Genomic DNA, 17,226 nt, shown 5'->3' on the forward strand with positions numbered 1-17,226 from the left:
GCCGTTTGCGTCGGTCGCGTTGGGGTTTCAGACGAACCCTTGTGGGATTGAAGCACGGTCTGTCTCTTGGTCCCAATCCTGACGGGACTGGCGTTTCAGACGAACCCTTGTGGGATTGAAGCTTAACGTGGTTCTCTTTCCCGTGTGAGAGGTAAAATGTTTCAGACGAACCCTTGTGGGATTGAAGCCGTGGCGAGACGGCGACGTGTCGGGGGCGCAGTCCCTGTTTCAGACGAACCCTTGTGGGATTGAAGCTGGTTGAGGAGTTGGCTATGTCGGCGTCGGCCCCGGTTTCAGACGAACCCTTGTGGGATTGAAGCGCGTTGTCAAGCGAGACGTAGAGCGAGCGCGTCGAGTTTCAGACGAACCCTTGTGGGATTGAAGCCGCCCGGTGCCGTGCGTGTCTCGCCGACGCGACGCGTTTCAGACGAACCCTTGTGGGATTGAAGCATGCCGCCGATTTTGGAGCGAACTGTCCACAGTACGGTTTCAGACGAACCCTTGTGGGATTGAAGCTGGTTTCGCCCAGCCCCCGCGACGACGACGGCAACATGTTTCAGACGAACCCTTGTGGGATTGAAGCCCGAAGTTCACGGAAACGCTTGGCACGTCCACCCGGTTTCAGACGAACCCTTGTGGGATTGAAGCCTGTTTGACCTTGTCGTCGGACGCGCTCGCGGCGATGGTTTCAGACGAACCCTTGTGGGATTGAAGCCGGATTGCGTCGAACATTACACTTCGGTCGATGCCGTTTCAGACGAACCCTTGTGGGATTGAAGCTGGACAGACTACCCCCGGGGTTGACGCGGTCAAGACGGTTTCAGACGAACCCTTGTGGGATTGAAGCAACGTCAACCCCGGCAACGGCGTCCCCGACGAGCCAGTTTCAGACGAACCCTTGTGGGATTGAAGCGACCTCGTCGGATATCACACGCACCAACGTCGAGAGTTTCAGACGAACCCTTGTGGGATTGAAGCGACATCGACCCGTCGGAACTCGACTTCGACATCCGGTTTCAGACGAACCCTTGTGGGATTGAAGCGTCGACTGTGTCGCTTATCCCGGCCGAATCCGGCAAGGGTTTCAGACGAACCCTTGTGGGATTGAAGCTTGTCGTTGTCGTCGTTGTCGTCGTCGCTGCTACTGTTTCAGACGAACCCTTGTGGGATTGAAGCACCCTTGGGGTAGTCCGCCCGGAATCGCCTTCCAACCGTTTCAGACGAACCCTTGTGGGATTGAAGCCTCCCGAACCAGCGATTACTCCACCGTTTCACCACTCGTTTCAGACGAACCCTTGTGGGATTGAAGCGGCTCGGAGAGTGTGGTTGCGTAGTGCGCCCCACCGCGTTTCAGACGAACCCTTGTGGGATTGAAGCGCTGTCGATAATCGGCAGGTCGTCAGTATCTATCAGGTTTCAGACGAACCCTTGTGGGATTGAAGCGCGAAGAAATCGTAGACTGTCGCGTTTGCGCTTGTTTCAGACGAACCCTTGTGGGATTGAAGCTTGTAGGGAAGGGTCTACCATGTAGCCGTCCTCGGAGTTTCAGACGAACCCTTGTGGGATTGAAGCTATCCTGTACGACGCGGCCAGCGAGACGTTCGAAGCGTTTCAGACGAACCCTTGTGGGATTGAAGCCCGTTCGCATCGCTATCCCGCGGTACGAGCAAATCAGTTTCAGACGAACCCTTGTGGGATTGAAGCGTGCGCAGACCTCGGTCGGGCAACCAATCTGTCACGGTTTCAGACGAACCCTTGTGGGATTGAAGCTGATTGAGGACGGCGTCAGCAGCGAGTCCGGCGGTTTCAGACGAACCCTTGTGGGATTGAAGCCTCGAAGCGGTCTCGAATCTCCGCTGTCGAGAGATTGTTTCAGACGAACCCTTGTGGGATTGAAGCGCATCGCGGCTTCGACGCGGACCCGACGCTTCGTGTTTCAGACGAACCCTTGTGGGATTGAAGCAAGGACTACGCCGCCGAGCACGGCTACGACATCGCGTTTCAGACGAACCCTTGTGGGATTGAAGCCGTCGAGGGATTGCTGCTGGTCGTCGCTCATTGGGGTTTCAGACGAACCCGTGCGAGATTGAATCCCGTTCGGGAGTACAGCCATCGGTGACGCGACAGCAGAGAACACCACCGCTTCCAGTGAAAATCGAGAGACGACGTCGTGACTCGCGTTGCAGTTGTCCACGTGACGAAATCGAAGAATGCCCGGGGTGGGCTCCGAACCCACGATCTCCGCATGTCCCAGGTGCGAGGCCGGCATGACCTCGCGGGGGGCGGAGGCTTCCAAGGCGTTCCGCACCGATTGTGAAACCCTATGAGTGCGGCGCTATGTCCAGCTAAGCCACCCGGGCTCAACTTCCCGTTGTGTGCTGGTTGTATTTAAGCTTCTCATCTCCGACGACCGCGGGACGAGTCACCACGCCACTCGATTCGAGTCATCACCCGCGGATTTATGTCCCAACACCGGGTGGACACACGCATGAGCCAACCGGAGATCGTCCAGTCCGTCCTCGGAGAGGAAGACGTGGTGACCCGCGTCCACCTCGGGGGCGAGGACGAACTGTTTGTAACTCCGACGCGGACGCTCGTCTATCGGGCCGAAGGCCTCCTCTCGGACGAGTCCGTCGACGAATTCTCGCACGCCGCCGAACGACTGTCCGTCAAGGAGGGGCGACGGAAAGCGAAGATATCGCTCGACTACGGCCTCGACGGAAGCGAGACGTTCTCGCTGTCCGCGAAGCGACTCGACGACGCGCTCCAGCCAATCGTCGAGGGCGTCCTCGCGGCCGCCGGCGTGACCGACGAAGACGGCGAGCGCCTGGTTCAGGCGTTCCGATTCAGCGAGCTCACGTTCGTCATCACCGACGCGCGCGTCGTCCGGCACATCGGAAGTGCGGTCTGGGACGAAGACTACGAGTCGTACCGCTACGCCGACGTGACCGACCTCGAATTCGAGTCGGGGAGCGTCGCCACGACGGTCGTGCTCACCGTCGACGGTCGCCAAGAGCGGTTCAAGATTCCCAACGAGCAGGCGCGACTCGTCCGCGAGAAACTCGCGCGGGCGCTGTGTGACTACCACGGCGTCGGCAGTCTCGAAGAGTTCCGCGTCCAGATGGAGAAAGCGCAGGCGACCGCCGAGTCCGCCGACACGGAGCGCGACAACACCGACTTCGGCGCGGGGCCCGACCCCCTGAGCGCGAACCCCGGCGAACTCTCCGACGAGCCGGCGAACGCCACCCGCACCGAGGGCGACGCGCCCGCCGAACAGAGCCGGCGGGCCGCCCAGACGCAGTCCGTCGAGTCCGCGCCGGCGACCGGCGCGGTGGCGGAAGCGAAGGCGGCCGAGGCCGCGACGACTCAGTCGGCCACCGAATCGCCGGCCGCCGAGCCGTCGTCCGGCAACGTCGCCGACGCCGGCGACCTCGGGTTCGAGGGGTCCGGCTTCGAATCGGCCGCCGAGTCCGATTCGGCCGGGGCCACCGGTTCGGACGCCGACTACGCCGAACTCGCCGCCGAAATCGAGTCGCTCCGCGAGGTCGTCGAGGCCCAAAGCGAGCAGATTCGCCACCAGCAGGAGCTGGTCGAACAGCTCATCGAAGAACTCCGCCGCGGGCGGTAGCGCGGTCATACGCCGGCGAGAGCCAGCCAGCCTACTCCCGGCCGAGCACTTTTCTGACACACGACGAGCCGAACGGCCCGAGTTCGCCGGACTCGAACCGCACGAAGTGGCCCGTCGAGATGGACGCGCCACAGCGGCGGCAGTCGAAGTCGCCCTCGCGTTGGACGACCTGACTCTCGAACCGGACGAACGTGCCGCCGCGGTTGTGACGGATGCGGCCGCCGTCGCGCTCGATGATGCCGCGAAGCTCCGCCGCGTCGAGGATGTCGCGGGTGAGCGTCGGGTCGGTGGTGACCGTCTCGATGCGGTCGACGACCTCGGCGAGGGAGAGTTCGTCGGCTTCGAGGTGCGCGAGGAGGTCGAGCGCGAGTTCGACGCGCTCGTCGCGTGTGGGCTCGGTCACGGTTCGGGAGCCAATCGAACGGGGTCGGGCTAAAGCCCTCCGAAGCACAAAGCGTTTGGTCGCCGCGCGACGACGGACCGCAGAGCTTCCGTGCCCCGTCCGCGCCTCGCCGCCGGCCTCGCGCTCGCGGCCGTCGTCGCCGGTCTCCTGCTCGCGTCGCCAGACGCCGTCATCTCGCGCGCGGCGTGGGTCGCCGCGGACCCCGTGCGACTCGTCGTCGTCGTGAGCGCGCTCGCGGTCGTGCGCCCGCTTCTCGCGTGGCCGACGACGCTCCTCGCGCTCGTCGTCGGCTACGGTCTCGGACCGGCCGGCGTGCCGTTGGCGCTGGCGCTCATCGTTCTCACGAGCGTCCCGCCGTACCTCTTTGCGCGGCGCTACCGGGGCACCACCAGACTCGCCGCGGTCGGCGAACGGACGGTCGAACAGACGGGATCGGTGACGGGCGTGGCCGCGAGTCGTCTGTTTCCAATCCCCTCCGACGTGGTGTCGGTGGCGGCGGGCGTCGCCGACGTCCGACTCGGGGCGTTCGCGCTCGGGACCGCCGTGGGCGAACTCCCGTGGGCCGTCGCGGGCGTCATCGCCGGCGCGTCGGTCGAGACGCTCACGACGGAGTCACTGGCCGCGGCCGTCCGCCCGGAGTTCGTCGTCCTCGCCGCCGTCGCGGGCGTGTCGATGCTCGTCCCGACCGCGTACCGTCGCTATCGAGGCGAGTCCGGCGCGTAGACTGCTGAGTGCACCCAAACCGAGTGCGTGAGCGACGGCGACCTATTCTAACAGCGACTCGCCGGTCATCGCGGCCGGCTGGTCGACGTCGACGAGTTCGAGGATGGTCGGCGCGATGTCGCACAGCGAGCCGCCCTCGCGGACGGTCCGACCGCCCGAAAGCGGATGCTCGGGGTCGACTTCGGCGTGCTCGGCCTCGGCGTCGTTCTCCGCGGCGGCCTCGTCGTCGCGGTCGGCCGCGAGGTAGACGAACGGGACGGGGTTGAACGTGTGGGCCGTGTGCGGGTCGTCTTCGGTGCCCATGTCGTCGGCGTTGCCGTGGTCGGCGGTGATACAGACGTGGCCGCCGTGGGCGCGGACGCTCTCGACGAGCCGCCCGAGCTGTTCGTCGACGGCCTCGACCGCTTCGATGGCGGCCTCGTAGTCGCCGGTGTGGCCGACCATGTCGGGGTTGGCGTAGTTGAGCACCATCACGTTCGGGTCGTCGGACTCGATGATGTCGATGGCCGTGTCTGTGAGTTCCACCGCGGACATCTCGGGCTGGAGGTCGTAGGTCGGCACGTCGGGGCTCTCGACGATGTTCCGAATCTCGCCGTCGAACTCGACCTCGCGGCCGCCGTTGAGGAAGTAGGTGACGTGGGGGTACTTCTCCGATTCGGCCATGCGCAACTGCGTCATGTCCGCCTCGGCGAGCACCTCGCCGAGCGTGTCCTCGGGCTGTTCCGGCGGGTAGGCGACAGCGACGTCGAACGTCTTGTCGTACTGCGTCATCGTCGTCATGAGAATCTCCGGCGGCGTCGTCTCGAACTCCCAGACGGGCTCGATGTCGCAGAGCATCCGCACGAGCTGTCGAGCGCGGTCGGCGCGGAAGTTGAAGAAGACGACCGAGTCGCCGTCTTCGAGCGCGGGCGCGTCGTCGACGACGGTCGGCTCGACGAACTCGTCGGTGTCGCCGCGGTCGTACGACTCGGTGACGGCGTCGACGGCCGTCTCGGCGGTCCACTCCGCCTCGCGCTCGACGATGGCGTCGTAGGCGCGCTTGGTGCGCTCCCAGTTCTGGTCGCGGTCCATCGCGTAGTAGCGCCCGGAGACGGTGGCGACGCCGCCGGTCCCCTGTTCGTCGGCGACGGCTTCGAGCTCCGAGAGGTATTCCTCGCCGCCGGTGGGGCTGGTATCGCGGCCGTCGGTGAAGGCGTGGGTGACGGCCTCGACGCCGCGGTCGGCGGCGAGTTCGATGAGCGCGTGGAGGTGCTGTTGGTCGGAGTGGACGCCGCCGTCGGAGACGAGGCCCATGAGGTGGACGCGTCCGTCGTGTTCGTCGGCGTGGTCGTAGGCGGCCGTGATGGCGTCGTTCTCGAAGAACGAGCCGTCGTCGATGCTGTCACCGATGCGGGTGTACGCCTGCTTGACGACGCGGCCCGCCCCGATGTTGAGGTGACCGACCTCGCTGTTGCCCATCTGGCCGTCCGGGAGGCCGACGCGCCGGCCGTCGACGATGAGCGTCCCGAACGCGCCCGCGTCGCGGTAGCGGTCGAAGTTCGGCGTGTCCGCCGCCTTGATGGCGTCGCGGCGGTCGTGGTCGCCGAGTCCCCACCCGTCGAGGATGATGAGTGCTGCGTCCATACGTCGCCGTTCGGCGCGCCGGGGTAACTGTCCTTTGCTCCCGACATGGGGTGACAACGTGTCGCGCACGGAGATGAGAGGGCGGCGTTCGCCTCCCGACGGCGGGGATGCGCCGCCCCGCCCCGCCCCGCCCCGACGGCCTTTTCTTTCGGCGCGCCGTCCGACTCGGCGATGGGTCTGCGCGATTTCGACCTCGACGCGGCGGTCGACGACTGGGCGGAGTACTACCTCGGAAACGGGCCGAGCCTCGTCGTCTTCCTCGTCCTCAACGCCGCCGCGTTCCTCGTCGGGGTGAGCTTCTACGTCCACTCCGACCCCGCGCTTTCTGACCTGCCGACGTTCCTCTACCCGCTTTTCGGCGACTCGCCGACCGCCCTCGCGCTGATGACGCTGTCGGCCGCGACACTGCTTCCGAACCTCGGTCGCCGCGTCGCCGACGCGCCCGTCAACCGGCCGCTCGCGTACCTCCACACGCTCGCGTTCGTCTGGCTCGTCAAGTACGGCGTCTGGACGGTCGTCGCGCTCAACCTCCGACCCGACCTCTACGTCGGCTTCTCCGGGGCCGCGCTCTGGGACTACTGGGGCATCATGCTCACCCACGCGGGCTTTCTCGCGCTCGCGCTCCTCGTCCCGCGCTACGGGGCGACCACGAAGGGCGCGCTCGGATTCGCCCTCGTCCTCGCGCTCGTCAACGACGTGTTCGACTACGGCCTCGGCTACTACCCGCCGCTGAAGTACGAGGCGGGGGCGCTCCTCGCGGGCATCACCGTCGCGCTCTCGTTCCTCGCCGTGTTTCTCGCGTCGCGGGCGTTCGACCGCCTCTCGGACCCCCCGGAGACCGCCCCGTGAGCGCCCCGCGAGTCACAATCGCTAATCGCACGACGGCGCGGAGTATCACATGAGTCAGGCTTTTCCCCGCCCGCAGTCTATGACCTCGTAATGGACTCCGCGGTACTGCTCGACCTACTCGGGAACGAAAACCGCCGGCGCATCCTGCGGTTGCTCTCGCACAAACCGTGCTACGTCACCGAGATAAGCGAGTACCTCGGCGTCAGCCCCAAGGCCGTCATCGACCACCTCAGAAAGCTGGAGGACGCGGGGCTCATCGAGTCGCGCACCGACGACCAGCGGCGCAAGTACTTCCACATCTCGCGGAACCTCCGACTGGAGGTGAACGTCTCGCCGTACGGGTTCGGCGCGAAAAGCGCCTACCCGCCGAGTCCGAGCCTCGACATGGCCGGGCGCTGTCCGCACGTGACGCTCGAAGTCGAGAACGCCGGGAGCGACGACATCTCGGAGTTGGCACGCGAACTCGGGAAACTGGAGGAACTCGACAACGAACTCTCCTTGGCCCAGCGGTGGGTGCAGGGCCGAATCACCGACGTGCTCGACCGCCTCAACGACCGCCTCGGCGTCGACGCCGACAGCCGCTTTTACGCCGAGATTCTGGCCGCGCTCGCCAACGGGTCGAACACCGTCCGCGGCATCGCAAAGGACCTCAACGCGGACCCCGCGGTCGTCGACAGCGCGCTCCACCACCTCGCCGAGGGCGACCTCGTCGCCCACAACGGCGACCGCTGGCGAATCGACTGACGGCTACAGCTCCTGTGTCAGGCCCGCCCGGAGGTCGCGGCCGAAGTAGTGACCGACGAGCGCCGCGAGCCCGCCGCTCGCCGCGCCGACGCCCGCGATGGCGACGCCGTAGTCCGCGAGCAACTGCACCGCGAAGGGCGCGAACACGGCGAACAGCGTCGAGAGGACGAACGCGAGGCCGGCGGCGATTGCCCCCGCGAGCACGACCTCGGTGTAGTGTCGCTTCGACCCGACGAGGCCGAGGAGGAAGCCGGCGCCGGCGATGCCTGCGAACCGGCCGATGAAGCCGACGAGGGGAATCGCGCCGCCGACGAGGAGGCCGCCGATGGAGAGCAGGAGCGCCGCGAGGAACGCGCGCGGGGAGAACAGCCCACCGAGGCGACCGCCGCCTGACGAGTCCGGCGAACTGGTCCGCGTCGCGTCGTCGCGCTCGCGGGTCAATCCGGAGAGCACGTCGTCGACGGACTGCTCAGACTCCTTTTGGTCCGACCGTTGCATGTGTACAGGGTCGCGGGCGAGCCTGATGGCTCTTGTGCCGGTGAGTCAGCCGCGGAGACCGTTCGCGTCGGTTCGCGTCGCGTGACGGTTCGCCGCCCGGCTCGGAGCTACGCGTTGCGGCCGAGGATGAAGTACAGGACGAGTCCCAGAAGCGGCGCGAGGAAGACGACGACGGCCCAGAGGAACGCCGGGTGACTGCTGTTTCGCTTCGCGTCGCGGTACGTCCACACCACCATCCCGAGGAACAGGAGGAAAAACAGCAGGCCGATTACGAACGCGCCTGCGCCGCGCGACTGGAGGAGTATCGTGGGGAGCATACGCTGGCCGACGGTCGGCCGGATAAAATGTCTTGTGCCAGTTATGTCTGCGGAGCTAACATCCTCTGCATCACGCTCGCGAGCCGGGGATGAATCTGTGGTACTCGTGGCCAGCAATCGCACCGAACGGTGAGCGTAGCGAACCGTTCGGCATTTTTGGTCCAGATTTTTGCTCCGAGCGGGTCGCTACGCGACCCCGAGGACGAAAAAGGTGGAATGGTGGGTTTGAAGTCTGCCCCCGCGGTATCCCGCGATATGAACGCAGGGGACCGCGTCCGCGTCACCCGCGCGGACGTCACGAACGAAGGCGTGCTCATGCCGTCTTCCACCGAGGACCACCTCGTCGTCAAGCTCGACGGCGGGTACAACGTCGGCATCGCCCGCGAGGGGGCCGACGTGGACGTGCTCGAAACCGACGTGTACGACATCGAAGACGCGCAGTCCGAGGGCGACGGCACCTCAGAAATCGAGTTCGACGACGACCTCCCGACCGTCTCGCTCATCTCGACCGGCGGGACCATCGCCTCGACGGTCGACTACCGCACGGGCGCGGTGACCGCGCAGTTCGACGCCGAGGACGTGCTCCGGGCCGTCCCCGACCTCGCGGGGCGGGCGAACTACCGCGGCCGCGTCGTCGCCAACATCCTCTCGGAGAACATGACGACCGACGTGTGGGTCGACCTCGCCGAGGCCGTCGCCGAGGAAATCGAGGCCGGGGCCGACGGCGTCGTCGTCATGCACGGCACCGACACGATGCAGTTCTCCGCGTCGGCGATGTCGTTCATGCTCGACACGCCCGTACCAATCGTCTTCACGGGCAGTCAGCGCTCGGCGGACCGCCCCTCCTCTGACAACGTGATGAACGCCGTCTGCGCCGTCGAGGCCGCGAAGGCCGACGCCGCCGAGGTCATGATCTGCATGCACGCCTCGGAGTCCGACGACGCTTGTGCGCTCCACGAGGGGACGCGCGTCCGCAAGAACCACACCTCCCGGCGCGACGCGTTCGAGACCGTCGGCGCGAAGCCGCTCGGCGAGGTCGACTACGAGGCCGAGGAGGTCACGTTCCGCCGCGACTACGCCCCACGTGGGGAGGCCGACCTCGCGCTCCACGCCGACCTCGAATCCGAGGTGGAACTCGTGAAGTTCACGCCGGGGATGGACCCCGCGGCGCTCGACTACCTCGACGGGAAGGCCGGCGTCGTCATCGAGGGGACGGGCCTCGGCCACGTCCACACCGACCTCATCCCGCGGTTCGAGGAACTCGTCGAGGACGGCACGGTCGTCGCCATGACCTCGCAGTGTCTCGAAGGCCGCGTCTGCGACCGCGTCTACGACACCGGCCGCGACCTGCTCGACGCCGGCGTCGTCGAGGCGGGCGACACGCTCCCCGGCACGGCGAAGGTGAAGCTCATGTGGGCGCTCGCCAACGTCGCCGACCCGACGGGTGCGATGGGTCGGAACCTCGAAGGCGAACTGACTCAGCGCTCGGTCCCGTGGGAGTGACCTGATGGAGATTCGACCCGCGCGGCCCGAGGACTACGACGCGGTCGCCGCGTTCACCCGCGACACGTGGGCAGACCGCGGGGTGTCGGACTACCTCCCCGACATCTACCACGACTGGATTGCCCCCGGAGAGTCGGAGCAGGCGACGCTCATCGTCGATATGGGCGAGGAGACGCCCTCCGACGACGTGGCCGCCATCGCACAGGTCGTCATGCTGTCGGAATACGAGGGCTGGGCGCAGGGCATGCGCGTCGCGCCCGACTACCGCGAGCGGGGGCTCGCGACCAAACTGTCGCGCGCGCTTCTCGACTGGGCGCGCGAGCGCGGCGCGCGCCGCGTCCGCAACATGGTCCACTCGTGGAACGTCCCGAGCCTCGCCACCACCCGCACGGCCGGGTTCGACCCCGGCATCGAGTTCCGGTGGGCGATGCCCGACCCCGACTCGACCGCCGACCCGGAGGCGGCCGTCGGGGACGACGCCGACGCCGCGTGGGCCTACTGGACCGGCTGTGAGGCCCGAACCGCGCTGTCGGGGCTCGCGCTCGACCCCGCGGAGTCGTGGGCGCTCTCCGAGCTGACCCGCGAGCGCCTCCACGACGCCGCGGACGACGACCGACTGTTCGTCGTCGGCGACGACCGCGCGACCGGCTTCACCTATCGCAACCGGACCTTCTCCCGAGAATCCGACGACGAGGGCGAGGTGACGTGGGCCGAGTACGCGGTCGCCGCGTGGGACGACGCGTCGGCCTGCGGGTCGCTTTTGGACGCCGTCCGCCGCGACGCCGCTTCGGTCGGCGCGGACCGGACGCGCGTTCTGTTCCCCGAGCGCGTCGACTGGATTACCGACGCCGCACTCGCCCGAAGCGACCTCGCGGAAGAGCCGACGTTCGTCATGGAAGCCGACGTCTCCTGACGGGCGCGAAAATCGCTTTTCGACGACCGGCCGAACGCCGGTCAGTTCCAGTCGACACCGCGGACTTCGAAGCGTGCCCCGCCGAGTTCCGAGTCGCCCACGTCGAACTGCCAGCCGTGCAGGTCGGCGATTCGTCGCGCCGTCGGGAGATGCGGGGAGTCGTAGTCGACGCCGAGCAATTGGCTCACATCCGCGGTCGCCGCCGCGCGCTCTGCCGGGGACGGGTGGGGGCCGTCGTCGTCGATGTAGAACCCGCCGGCAGTCGTTCCAACGACGACGCTGAACGACGGACCGGCCGACGCGTTCCGCTCGAAGCAGGTCGTGAGCACCGCGACCAAGAACAGCCCGAACAGGTGGCCGGCGGCCGAGAGCGACCCGTCGCCGACGACCCGGAGCGAGGCGTCGCCAGCGTCGTCGAGCGAGGCGACCGCCCACGCCTCCGCGACGCGCTCGCGGAAGTCCACCGGCGCGAGGTCGATTGTGCTCGGGTGCTCGGCGATGCCGATGCCCCACTCGACGAGCGAGTCGATGCGCGAGAGGCTCTGGGAGAGCGCGACCGCGTCGTCGCCGTCGACCGCGGCGAGTCGCTCGGCGGACGCGGCGGCCGACGCGAGCTGTGCTTTGAGTTCCGAGGCGAGCACGCTGACGAGCGCCGCGAGGTGCTCGTTTTTCTCGTTGACCTGCAGTTCCGCGAGCCGCCTGTCGGTGATGTCGAAGTGGGAAACGAGCGCGAAGCTCCCGTGTCTCGGCGTGTCTACCGAGACGACGCGGAGCGCGAACCACCGATAGACCGCGGGCGAGTGACACGGGTACTCGGCGGTAAAGAGGTCGCGGTCGCCGCGGAGCACCGCGCGAATGCCGTCGGCGATGACGCCCGCGAGTTCGTCGGTCTCGCGGGCCGCGTCGCACACCGCGAGGTAGTTGATACCCGTCGAATCGGGGTCGCCCACGTAGTCGTTCGCGTCGGCGAACGCCCGCCACGCCCGGTTCGTGTAGACGATGTCGCCACGCCTGTCGAGGAGCGCAATCGTCGCCGGAAACTCCTCGAACCCCCGTTCGATGAGCGAGACGTCGTCCATCACAGCGTATACGCTGGGAATCGTTTTGACAGTTTCTACCACGCGGGTCTGAACTGCGCGTCGCGTCGCTCGCGGCGCGAAGTATCTAAAAATCGGCGTTCGACCGCCGGCGGTCGGGGTGCAATCAACCGGGCCGTCGAGAGTCGGAGGTCGGGTCGGTCGCGGTGGTCAGTCCGAGGGTGCGACTTGGGGCTTACGCTCGTTTCCCTCCGTACCCGCCATGGCGAGCACGTCGTCGAAGAAGCCGAGCGAGTCGTGGGGACCGGGGTGGGCTTCGGGGTGGTACTGACGCGTGATGACGCTCAGTTCCTCGCTGGCGAGGCCTTCCGCGGTGTCGTCGTTGACGTTGACCTGCGTCACGTCGAGTTGGTCGCCGGGGTCGGCGACGGTGTAGCCGTGGTTCTGGGTCGTCATGACGACTTTTCCGCTCCGGAGGTCGCGGACGGGCTGGTTGACGCCGCGGTGGCCGAAGGCCATCTTTTCTGTGGTGCCGCCGAGCGCGCTGGCGACGATCTGCTGGCCGAGGCAGATGCCCGCCAGCGGGACCTCGCCGGCGAACTCCTCGACGAGGTCGCGCGTCGCGGTGTAGTTCTCGGGGTCGCCGGGGCCGTTCGAGATGAAAAGCACGTCGGGGTCGAGCGCGGTCACGTCCTCGGCGTCCGCGTCGTAGGGGAGCACGTGGACCGTCGCGCCGCGCTCGACGAGGGAGTCCACGATGGAGCCCTTCGCGCCGCAGTCGACGAGCGCGACGGTGGTGTCGCCGTCGCCCTCGAACGTCGTCAGTTCGGTCGTGGTGACCTGCGCGCCGATGTCGACGTGCTCGCTCATGCCCTTGCACTGCGCGAGTTCCTCCTTTGCGTCCTCCGGAGTCACGTCCTCGCCGACGGCGATTCCGACCTTCATCGCGCCCTCCTCGCGGATGGACGTGACGAGGTCGCGCGTGTCGAGGTGGTCGACCGCCGGGACGCCCTCGTCTGCGAGCCACTCGACGACCTCTTCCGTGAACTCGCGTGCGACGGCCGCCCGAGGGTGGACCCGGTCGGACTCGAATCGCTCGGCTCGGACGCCGTAGTTCCCGATGAGGGGGTACGAGAAGGTGAGGACTTGCTCTTCGTACGAAGGGTCGGTCAGACTCTCTTCGTATCCCGTATATGCGGTTGTGAACACCAGTTCACCGCGTGTGCGCCCCGGAACACGGCCACGCGCTTCGACCACGCGTCCGTCTTCCAGCGCCAGATAGGCGTCCGACATTACGAGAAACGAACGGAACACGGGTGCATAAGTGTTGCTTTCGAAGGTGAGTTACGAAATTCGTAATCGGTAAGTCGCTGGGGTGGACACGTGGGGTATGGACGAGCTTGATCGGCGCATCCTCGATATCCTTCGACGGGACGCTCGGACCCCCAACACGGAGATTGCGGCCGAGGTCGGGACCTCCGAGGGGACAGTCAGGAACCGCGTCGAGCGGTTGGTCGAGGAGGGCGTCATCGAGCGCTTTACGATTTCGACCCGGACGGGGAACCTGAAGGCGATGATAGAGGTGACCGTCGCGGTCGACGTCGACACCAACGACGTCTCCGAGCTGATGGCCGACTGGAAGGACGTGGACTTCGTCTGGCAGGTCTCCGGCGAGGAGGACATCGTCCTCGTCGTCGACGCCGCCGACACCCGCGCCGTCAACGACCTCATCACTCGCGCCCGCGAGCACGACGACGTGAAGAGCACGAAAACCCGTCTGATTCTCGACGAGCGCCTCGGCTGACGGCCCGCCGCCGCGTGGTCCGCGGTTCGCATCGAAGCTTAGTTGACCCCCGACTCCGACGGAAGGCACATGAGCAACGCCGCGGCCGACGAGGCCACTGAAATCCACAAGAACGCATCCCAGGACGTCATCGCCGTCGACTCCGACGACAACGCGGAGGGGACGGTCAACCGACTCGACGCCCACACGGGCGACGGCATCCGCCACCGCGCCTTTACCTGCCTCGTGTTCAACGAGGAGGGCCAGATACTCCTCGCCCAGCGCGCGCCCAACAAGCGCCTGTGGGACACCTCGTGGGACGGCACCGTCGCCTCCCACCCCGTCGAGGGCCAGACCCAAGAGGAGGCCACCGAAGAGCGCCTCGAAGAGGAACTCGGCATTAGCCCCGACCAGTACTCCGACCTCCGCGTCACGGACAAGTTCGAGTACAAGCGCTACTACGAGAACGCCGGCCTCGAATGGGAGGTCTGTGCCGTCCTGAAGGTCACGCTCGAAGACACCTCGCTCGACCCCGACGAAGACGAGATTGCGGGCATGCTCTGGGCGGACTACGAGCACCTCCACGACAACCCCGAGTGGTACCGCCAACTGCGCCTCTGCCCGTGGTTCGAAATCGCCATGCGCCGTGACTTCGAGTAGGCTCACCCTCGCAGACGACGCGCGAGCTGTGATTCTCTCGCACGCCCGCGAGGGTGCCGCCCGCGACCCACCCGCGGAGGTCTGCGGCGTCCTCGCCGGCGACGGCGACGCGCGCACCGTCACCGCCGCCCACCCCGTTTCGAACGTCGCCGACGAGCCGCGGGTCGCCTACGAACTCGACCCCGAGGAGACGGTTTCGATTCTCGAAACCGTCGAGGCGGCCGGCGACGACGCGGTCGGCTTCTACCACTCGCATCCCGAGTCCGACCCCGTGCCGAGCGCGACCGACCGCGAACAGGCCTCGTGGCCGGGCTACGTCTATCTCATCTGCTCGCCCGACGGCCGGCTGACCGCCCACGAGTGGACCGGCGACGAGCTCCGCGAACTCGCCGTCGCGGTCGAGTGACTCGTCGGCCTCCCGGACCCTCGCCGGTACGCCGCGCCCGCCGGCGCGCTTCGGTGAGAATATCCTTTCCGAGTCCGCAGACGCATCCATGGAACCCGACCGCTACGACGACCTCGACGGACAGGTCGCGCTCGTCACCGGCGCGAACCGAGGCATCGGCCGCCAGATAGCCGAGAACCTCCGCGACCGCGGCGCGACGGTGTACGCGGGGTCCCGAAGCGTCACGAACGAGACGCCCGAGGGAACCGAGCGCGTCCTCCTCGACGTGACCCAAGAAGGCGACATCGAGGAGGTCGTCGACGGCGTCTTCGCCGACCAGAGCCGACTCGACATCCTCGTCAACAACGCCGGTATCGCCGAGGACGGCGAGGACATCGTCGCCGAACCGACCGAGCGAATCGACCGCACCCTCGGCGTCAACCTCCGCGGGCCGATGCTCATGTGCAAGCACGCCGTTCCCCTCCTGCTCCAGTCCGACGGCGGCCGCGTCGTCAACGTCTCCTCGGGGATGGGCGCACTCGGCGAAGAACAGTCCGGAGGGTCGCCGGCGTATCGAATCTCGAAGACCGGCCTCAACGGCCTCACGGTCTACCTCGACGGCCAGTACGGCGACGACGGTCTCATCGCCAACTCGGTGTGTCCCGGCTGGGTCCGCACCGACATGGGCGGCGAGGAGGCGAACCGGCCGGTCGAGAAGGGCGCGGAGACGCCGACGTGGCTCGCCACGTTCAAGCCCGGCGCGCCCGCGGGGAAGTTCTGGCGCGACAAGGAAGTCATCGACTGGTAAGCGACCGACTCCCCGCCGCCGCACCCTCACGTGACGCCGCCGCTCTGCTTCTCGAACGCCTCGTATTCGTCCCCGTCCAGAATCTCTCGGAAGTGCTCGACCGCCCGGTACACGTCCTCGAAGCCGACGTAGGCCGGCGCGGGAGCCATCCGGACGACGTTCGGTTGACGGAAGTCCACGACGACGCCCCGTTCCTTGAGCGCGAGGCTGACGCGGTAGGCCTCGGGGTGTTCGACCGCGACGTGGCCGCCGCGGGCCGCGGGGTCACGCGGGGTGCCGACCTCGCACTCCGGCAGTCGCTCGTCCACGAGGGCGATGAGGTAGTCCGTGAGCGCCAGCGACTTCTCGCGGAGGGCGGCCACGCCGCCGGCGTCCTCGACGACGTCGAGCGCGCCGTCGAGGGGGGCCGCGGACAGCACCGGGACCGTCCCCGACTGGAACGCGCCGGCCGACTGCGCCGGCTCGTAGGTCATCGCCATGTCGAACTGCGTCTCCTTGTCGTTGCCCCACCAGCCGGCCAGCGCGGGCGTGACGCCGAAGTGGCGCTCGTTGACGTAGAGGCCGGCGATGGAGCCGGGGCCCGCGTTGAGGTACTTGTAGTGACACCAGACGGCGAAGTCCACGCCGACCTCGGAGAGCCGGTGCGGGACCGCGCCGACCGAGTGCGCGAGGTCGAAGCCGGCCAGCGCGCCGGCCTCGTGAGCGGCTTCGGTGATGGCCTCGACGTCGAACAGTTGGCCGCTCCGGTAGAGGACCGACGGGAGAAACACCATCCCCACGTCGTCGTCGATGGCGGCGAGCACGTCCTCGGTCTCGATGGTCCGCCCGTCGCGACTCTCGACCACGCGGAGCGCCTCGTCGGGGTCGCGACCGGCCGCTCGGAGTTGCGCGCGAATCGCGTAGTGGTCCGTCGGGAAGTCGAGGTCGTCGACGACGATTTTCTCGCCGCGGGCGGGGTCGTAGAACGTCCCGACGAGCGCGTGGATGTTGACCGTCGTGGAGTTGGCGACGACGACCTCCTCGGGCTTCGCGCCGACGAGCGGCGCGAGTCGGTCGCCCAGTCGCTCGCCGTAGCTGAACCACTCGGGGTCGGCGTCGGTCCACCCGCGGATGGCGAGGTCGCGCCACTCGTCGACGACGCGGTCGAGCGCGGCTTCGGCGTCGACAGAGAGCGGGCCGAGCGAGTTGCCGTCCAGATACAGTTCGCCCTCGGGGACGAAAAAGCGGTCGCGGAGGTCCGAAAGCGGGTCCGTCGCGTCCATCTCGCGGGCGGTGTCGACGGTGAGCACGTCGGATTCGTCGGAGTCGCCGGGGTCGTCGGGTTCGGCCATACGCGCCTCGAAGCGCCCGCG

At 67.3% G+C, this 17,226-nt stretch carries 17 protein-coding genes, 1 tRNA gene and 1 CRISPR repeat array (1 of these 19 running past the window's edge); of the genes, 10 read left to right on the forward strand and 8 right to left on the reverse strand.

What is annotated here, in order from left to right:
• Positions 1-2,093: direct repeats of the CRISPR family, unit length 30 nt; unit sequence GTTTCAGACGAACCCTTGTGGGATTGAAGC (it extends 1,232 nt beyond the left edge of the window).
• A gap of 118 nt (positions 2,094-2,211) precedes the next feature.
• A tRNA-Met gene (locus tag IEV64_RS01960) sits at positions 2,212-2,360 on the reverse strand.
• 128 nt (positions 2,361-2,488) lie between these two features.
• Here IEV64_RS01960 and IEV64_RS01965 point away from each other — a divergent pair.
• Positions 2,489-3,628 carry a DUF7115 domain-containing protein gene (locus IEV64_RS01965; RefSeq protein WP_188422992.1) on the forward strand — a complete coding sequence of 380 codons (1,140 nt, stop codon included), beginning with the start codon at positions 2,489-2,491 and terminating at the stop codon, positions 3,626-3,628.
• A 31-nt stretch (positions 3,629-3,659) separates the two neighbouring features.
• Here the strand turns inward: IEV64_RS01965 and IEV64_RS01970 are convergent, their stop codons facing one another.
• On the reverse strand, positions 3,660-4,031 hold the full coding sequence (locus IEV64_RS01970) for a DUF5830 family protein (RefSeq protein ID WP_089781372.1): 372 nt from the start codon (positions 4,029-4,031) through the stop codon (positions 3,660-3,662).
• Between the two features lie 90 nt (positions 4,032-4,121).
• Between IEV64_RS01970 and IEV64_RS01975 the strand changes: the two genes are divergently transcribed.
• Positions 4,122-4,754 carry a TVP38/TMEM64 family protein gene (locus IEV64_RS01975; RefSeq protein WP_007274648.1) on the forward strand — a complete coding sequence of 211 codons (633 nt, stop codon included), beginning with the start codon at positions 4,122-4,124 and terminating at the stop codon, positions 4,752-4,754.
• A gap of 42 nt (positions 4,755-4,796) precedes the next feature.
• On the opposite strand, the gene gpmI is transcribed toward IEV64_RS01975, so the two are convergent.
• Positions 4,797-6,377: a 2,3-bisphosphoglycerate-independent phosphoglycerate mutase gene (gene gpmI / locus IEV64_RS01980; protein WP_188422993.1), complete on the reverse strand. Its 1,581-nt coding sequence runs from the start codon at positions 6,375-6,377 to the stop codon at positions 4,797-4,799.
• Positions 6,378-6,548: 171 nt separating this feature from the next.
• Here gpmI and IEV64_RS01985 point away from each other — a divergent pair, with 171 nt between their 5' ends.
• Together IEV64_RS01985 and IEV64_RS01990 are read left to right on the forward strand one after the other, a co-directional pair.
• Complete coding sequence (locus IEV64_RS01985; protein WP_188422994.1) at positions 6,549-7,226, forward strand: DUF1405 domain-containing protein; 678 nt, start codon at positions 6,549-6,551, stop codon at positions 7,224-7,226.
• Positions 7,227-7,316: 90 nt separating this feature from the next.
• Positions 7,317-7,970, forward strand: coding sequence for an ArsR/SmtB family transcription factor (locus IEV64_RS01990; protein WP_004969883.1), 654 nt, complete (start codon positions 7,317-7,319; stop codon positions 7,968-7,970).
• A gap of 3 nt (positions 7,971-7,973) precedes the next feature.
• On the opposite strand, the gene IEV64_RS01995 is transcribed toward IEV64_RS01990, so the two are convergent.
• Together IEV64_RS01995 and IEV64_RS02000 are read right to left on the reverse strand one after the other, a co-directional pair.
• Positions 7,974-8,468, reverse strand: a complete 495-nt coding sequence (locus tag IEV64_RS01995) for a hypothetical protein (RefSeq protein ID WP_188422995.1) — start codon at positions 8,466-8,468, stop codon at positions 7,974-7,976.
• A 107-nt stretch (positions 8,469-8,575) separates the two neighbouring features.
• The gene (locus tag IEV64_RS02000; RefSeq protein WP_004969881.1) at positions 8,576-8,785 is read right to left on the reverse strand and encodes a PLDc N-terminal domain-containing protein; all 210 of its coding nucleotides are present in this window, start codon (positions 8,783-8,785) and stop codon (positions 8,576-8,578) included.
• 255 nt (positions 8,786-9,040) lie between these two features.
• Here IEV64_RS02000 and gatD point away from each other — a divergent pair, with 255 nt between their 5' ends.
• On the forward strand, positions 9,041-10,288 hold the full coding sequence (gatD, locus tag IEV64_RS02005; protein WP_188422996.1) for a Glu-tRNA(Gln) amidotransferase subunit GatD: 1,248 nt from the start codon (positions 9,041-9,043) through the stop codon (positions 10,286-10,288).
• 4 nt (positions 10,289-10,292) lie between these two features.
• A complete protein-coding gene (locus IEV64_RS02010; RefSeq protein ID WP_007274643.1) occupies positions 10,293-11,201 on the forward strand; it encodes a GNAT family N-acetyltransferase in 909 nt (302 codons plus the stop codon).
• A 41-nt stretch (positions 11,202-11,242) separates the two neighbouring features.
• Here IEV64_RS02010 and IEV64_RS02015 read toward each other — a convergent pair whose 3' ends face one another.
• On the reverse strand, positions 11,243-12,280 hold the full coding sequence (locus IEV64_RS02015; RefSeq protein WP_007274642.1) for an ATP-binding protein: 1,038 nt from the start codon (positions 12,278-12,280) through the stop codon (positions 11,243-11,245).
• A gap of 168 nt (positions 12,281-12,448) precedes the next feature.
• Positions 12,449-13,531, reverse strand: a complete 1,083-nt coding sequence (carA, locus tag IEV64_RS02020) for a glutamine-hydrolyzing carbamoyl-phosphate synthase small subunit (RefSeq protein WP_188422997.1) — start codon at positions 13,529-13,531, stop codon at positions 12,449-12,451.
• A gap of 97 nt (positions 13,532-13,628) precedes the next feature.
• Between carA and IEV64_RS02025 the strand changes: the two genes are divergently transcribed.
• From IEV64_RS02025 to IEV64_RS02040, 4 genes are all read left to right on the forward strand, one after another.
• Positions 13,629-14,042: an Lrp/AsnC family transcriptional regulator gene (locus IEV64_RS02025; RefSeq protein WP_004042482.1), complete on the forward strand. Its 414-nt coding sequence runs from the start codon at positions 13,629-13,631 to the stop codon at positions 14,040-14,042.
• Between the two features lie 69 nt (positions 14,043-14,111).
• Positions 14,112-14,681 (forward strand): NUDIX hydrolase, encoded by a 570-nt coding sequence (locus tag IEV64_RS02030; RefSeq protein WP_188422998.1) that lies wholly within the window; start codon positions 14,112-14,114, stop codon positions 14,679-14,681.
• Positions 14,668-15,087: a desampylase gene (locus IEV64_RS02035; RefSeq protein ID WP_089781396.1), complete on the forward strand. Its 420-nt coding sequence runs from the start codon at positions 14,668-14,670 to the stop codon at positions 15,085-15,087. Before IEV64_RS02030 ends, IEV64_RS02035 begins: the two co-directional genes overlap by 14 nt.
• Positions 15,088-15,175: 88 nt before the next feature.
• The gene (locus IEV64_RS02040) at positions 15,176-15,874 is read left to right on the forward strand and encodes an SDR family NAD(P)-dependent oxidoreductase (RefSeq protein ID WP_007274638.1); all 699 of its coding nucleotides are present in this window, start codon (positions 15,176-15,178) and stop codon (positions 15,872-15,874) included.
• A 26-nt stretch (positions 15,875-15,900) separates the two neighbouring features.
• Here IEV64_RS02040 and kynU read toward each other — a convergent pair whose 3' ends face one another.
• On the reverse strand, positions 15,901-17,205 hold the full coding sequence (kynU, locus tag IEV64_RS02045) for a kynureninase (protein WP_188422999.1): 1,305 nt from the start codon (positions 17,203-17,205) through the stop codon (positions 15,901-15,903).
• Between the last annotated feature and the right edge of the window lie 21 nt (positions 17,206-17,226).

The sequence above is a fragment of the Haloferax sulfurifontis genome (assembly GCF_014635105.1).
In the GTDB taxonomy this organism is placed as follows: Archaea; Halobacteriota; Halobacteria; order Halobacteriales; family Haloferacaceae; genus Haloferax; species Haloferax denitrificans.

Bases quoted from the DNA above. Each gene is read 5' to 3' on its own strand.
- IEV64_RS01965 (WP_188422992.1), top strand. From the start codon at position 2,489: ATGAGCCAACCGGAGATCGTCCAGTCCGTCCTCGGAGAGGAAGACGTG.
- gpmI (WP_188422993.1), bottom strand. From the start codon at position 6,377: ATGGACGCAGCACTCATCATCCTCGACGGGTGGGGACTCGGCGACCAC.
- IEV64_RS01985 (WP_188422994.1), top strand. From the start codon at position 6,549: ATGGGTCTGCGCGATTTCGACCTCGACGCGGCGGTCGACGACTGGGCG.
- IEV64_RS01990 (WP_004969883.1), top strand. From the start codon at position 7,317: ATGGACTCCGCGGTACTGCTCGACCTACTCGGGAACGAAAACCGCCGG.
- IEV64_RS01995 (WP_188422995.1), bottom strand. From the start codon at position 8,468: ATGCAACGGTCGGACCAAAAGGAGTCTGAGCAGTCCGTCGACGACGTG.
- IEV64_RS02000 (WP_004969881.1), bottom strand. From the start codon at position 8,785: ATGCTCCCCACGATACTCCTCCAGTCGCGCGGCGCAGGCGCGTTCGTA.
- gatD (WP_188422996.1), top strand. From the start codon at position 9,041: ATGAACGCAGGGGACCGCGTCCGCGTCACCCGCGCGGACGTCACGAAC.
- IEV64_RS02010 (WP_007274643.1), top strand. From the start codon at position 10,293: ATGGAGATTCGACCCGCGCGGCCCGAGGACTACGACGCGGTCGCCGCG.
- IEV64_RS02015 (WP_007274642.1), bottom strand. From the start codon at position 12,280: ATGGACGACGTCTCGCTCATCGAACGGGGGTTCGAGGAGTTTCCGGCG.
- carA (WP_188422997.1), bottom strand. From the start codon at position 13,531: ATGTCGGACGCCTATCTGGCGCTGGAAGACGGACGCGTGGTCGAAGCG.
- IEV64_RS02025 (WP_004042482.1), top strand. From the start codon at position 13,629: ATGGACGAGCTTGATCGGCGCATCCTCGATATCCTTCGACGGGACGCT.
- IEV64_RS02030 (WP_188422998.1), top strand. From the start codon at position 14,112: ATGAGCAACGCCGCGGCCGACGAGGCCACTGAAATCCACAAGAACGCA.
- IEV64_RS02040 (WP_007274638.1), top strand. From the start codon at position 15,176: ATGGAACCCGACCGCTACGACGACCTCGACGGACAGGTCGCGCTCGTC.
- kynU (WP_188422999.1), bottom strand. From the start codon at position 17,205: ATGGCCGAACCCGACGACCCCGGCGACTCCGACGAATCCGACGTGCTC.